General features: G+C 40.1%; 3 protein-coding genes. All 3 read right to left on the bottom strand.

Annotated elements, in window-relative coordinates:
• Window positions 1-278: 278 nt before the first annotated feature.
• Window positions 279-821, bottom strand: a complete 543-nt coding sequence (locus tag PL85_RS18115; RefSeq protein ID WP_115339519.1) for an outer membrane beta-barrel protein — start codon at window positions 819-821, stop codon at window positions 279-281.
• A gap of 389 nt (window positions 822-1,210) precedes the next feature.
• The gene (locus PL85_RS18110; protein ID WP_115339520.1) at window positions 1,211-1,618 is read right to left on the bottom strand and encodes a TetR family transcriptional regulator; all 408 of its coding nucleotides are present in this window, start codon (window positions 1,616-1,618) and stop codon (window positions 1,211-1,213) included.
• Window positions 1,611-2,975, bottom strand: a complete 1,365-nt coding sequence (locus tag PL85_RS18105) for a site-specific integrase (protein ID WP_234826553.1) — start codon at window positions 2,973-2,975, stop codon at window positions 1,611-1,613. The genes PL85_RS18110 and PL85_RS18105 overlap by 8 nt, the downstream gene beginning before the upstream one ends.
• Between the last annotated feature and the right edge of the window lie 98 nt (window positions 2,976-3,073).

Genomic DNA, 3,073 nt, shown 5'->3' with positions numbered 1-3,073 from the left:
ACAGACCCTAACCCTCCCCTTGAAGGGGAGGGAATTAGTTTTGTGAGCGTTGGGAGTAAGCTATTTATGATGATAGATGTGGTTTGCTAAAACCGTGTGGCCCCATTTTCTCGCCCATAAGTACGTGTCTGTAGATAGCCGAATTTTGCCCTGAAAATCGCTCTGAAGGCTGTTTTTGACAGTTAACTCGCCCGTTTAACATAATTGGAATAATAAAAACCATAATATATTCACGGACAAAAAAGTAAGCTCTCGGTAAAGAGATTTGCTGACGTATGTTAGAACTTAACGTTTAGTCCTACGAAGACAGCATCGGACTCGAAATCGTTGGCTAAGAAAAATTTACGGTATTCGACATTAAAGCCGACCGTGTTGAAGGCAACTACTTCGGCCCCAAGTCCATAATATGGGTTGAAACCCTTGTGCGATTCGGTTCTCTCTGCCTGACCCGTAGGGGTGAAGGTTTTCTCAACGTTTGAGTAGTTTGCACCACCTAGCGCATAAAGATTAAAAAACGGAATAGGAGAAAGGCTGGCTTTGAGGCCAAGGTAGCCTGTTGAATAATTTACTTGCTGTTTGGTTTGGCCAAAAGTGGTGGAAATAATATTGTTGGTCATACCATCGACTCCTGCATAACCAATCTCTGTAGAGAAATTAGGGTGAAACTGGTAAGAATAGTCAATTTTTCCCGCGAAGCCTGAATCATCCCAATTATTTGGCCCTTCGGTACCACCGTAACCAATCCCAACGCCAATTTGATGGTTTACCGCGTAGGCGCTAGAAGAAATAAGCAATAACAATGTTAAGAAAGGTATTTTCATAGTGATTTTTGTTCAATACTAAATAAGTAGTTATCTACATTTATAATAGATATAGCTGTTATGCACATTGTGTTTTGTTTTATTTTTGAACTAAATTGGCAAAAAACTAGATTTGATATGTTGATTTAACATAATTGTACTCAATGTTTATTGTCATTTCATAAATCTTAGCGGTAGTAACTAACCTCAAAAATGATCAAATTTTAACTCTCTAATCGCTATAGGTAGCTTGAAAAAGGCACATTTCCAATCAAATTTTATAAATACTACGTTACATGTAACTTAGTGTAAGTGATTGTTTTATAATGCGCTGTTTGTTGTTGCGTTTTTATTGAAATTAAATCATCAATTAATCTCAGTAAATTTATTGGTTTTAACTTTTAATACAGTCACTTATTGTAAGATAGCTGTGTAACATTGTTGTTTTTAGTACTAACACCACTTAACACCATATTTTTCCGTATTAACGTAGCGTTTTGCGATTGAACTTTAGATAACATGGCTTTTAACTCCGCGACCTCAGTTCGAAGTTCTCGATTGCGCTCTTTGTATTCATTCAGCTCAATTTGCTTGGCATCACGCTGTTGTCGAATACCTTTATTCACACCACCTTTAATACGTTCTAACAGGTCAGGGCAATCGCGATGAATCAACGCTCGGCTTACGCCAGCTTCTTCGGCAACGGCAGCAACACTCATTTTACGCTTATCAGAGACAACATTAGGCCGACCTTTTTCTATGCGAATAATGGAAAGTCTTACCGCTTTATGTGTCGACTTTTCTTTCTGGTTAGACATTCTCTACCTCGATTAGATCTCTTTGGCTAAACTTCTGCTTCATGGCTTCAACATCGATACCTAAAGCACTCAATACCTTTTCACAGCGTTCCATACCTTTCCTAGCTGCATCTCTACCGGCTTCCCCTATATCATCCAACTGCATAAGTTTCATTTGCTGAACAAGCATCCCCTCCCAGTAGGGAAGATGCCGTTTATCTACAATCCCGCTCTCGCAGCTATCAGGCTTACCGCACTTACATTCATCATCATTGGTACACCATCCAATGCCTGTTGAGCGGATAGGAATAGAGCTAGAGTAGGCTTTAGCCATATCACCGAGAGAGCCGAAAGTTTTAATTAGCTCTCCATCTGCACGGACTTTCTTGATGTTTTCAGCCATATCGCCACCCGTAATCGGTGTGTCTAATTCAAACCAGTCTTGCTTGATTTCTTCTTCGATCAAATACTTTTCTCGGAGCAGTTCTTCGAATAATTCTGCGTCTAAATCTTCGTTAAAGGCATACAGAGCCGTCATGGTGATTGACCAGTGTTTAAAATGGTCTTTTAGTGCCCTTAAATCACCCAATTCAGAATGCACTGCATAGTTGGCAAAGGTGCGGCGAAACTGGTGCGCTGACAAATTCCAGTTAGTATCTATCTGTTGACATAAATTAGGTAACCTATTCACTGTAATTGTTCTTCCGGACAATAAGGCAATAGCAGTTTTAGATGTAGACAAACAAATATGGTCTGAGATTTCTTCTAGCCTATGAACTTCCAAATGGTCTTGACTATCCCTTGCTTTTGATAAGTCAGTTTCAAGCTGCTTTTGCAATGGCTCACTATAACGACCAAGAATGTCGATAGCTTGAGTTGCAATCTCTGGCGCAATCCATTCAGCTAATCCCGTATGGGTCTTCTCTGACGTAGTTTCAATGTAGTAATACGTCACCTCATCTCTTGTCTCACTGCGATATGCTCCGCGTTTAATACCTAAAACCTCATGGATACGCATACCTGTTGTGAGTAGCAACCAGAAGATGCAACTGTCTCGCAGTAGTAATGATTCACGCTTACCTTTTGATGCCAAAATTTCATCAGCCCTGTCTAAACATGACTTTGTAAATTTACAAAGTGGAATTAGCACTTCGTTAGGGATGATAGGGGTCTTAGGTTTCGTTTTCGCTTTTTGAGCGGCCTCTCCAATCAGTCCTGCCTGCATATTGGCACCAGAACCAGGCCAAGGATGCTCTTTAACAAAATCAAATGCTTTGCAACACTGATAAAGGTTTTCCACTGCGAGGAACTTAAGCGTTTTTGTTGTTAACGAAAGAGGCTTTATTTCTCCATTTCGCTTTGCACTTAGTCTATTCACATACTTAACATAAGCACTAGAGGTAAAAGCAGTTAAGCCATGCGTTGGAGTTGTGTCTGAAATCAAGGCCCATTTAAAGGGCTCTTCTCCGCTTTAAT

It is taken from the genome of Vibrio anguillarum (genome assembly GCF_001989995.2).
Taxonomy (GTDB): Bacteria; Pseudomonadota; Gammaproteobacteria; order Enterobacterales; family Vibrionaceae; genus Vibrio; species Vibrio anguillarum.
Note: the sequence above shows the minus strand (reverse complement) of the source record. Positions and strands in the feature narration are given on the sequence as shown.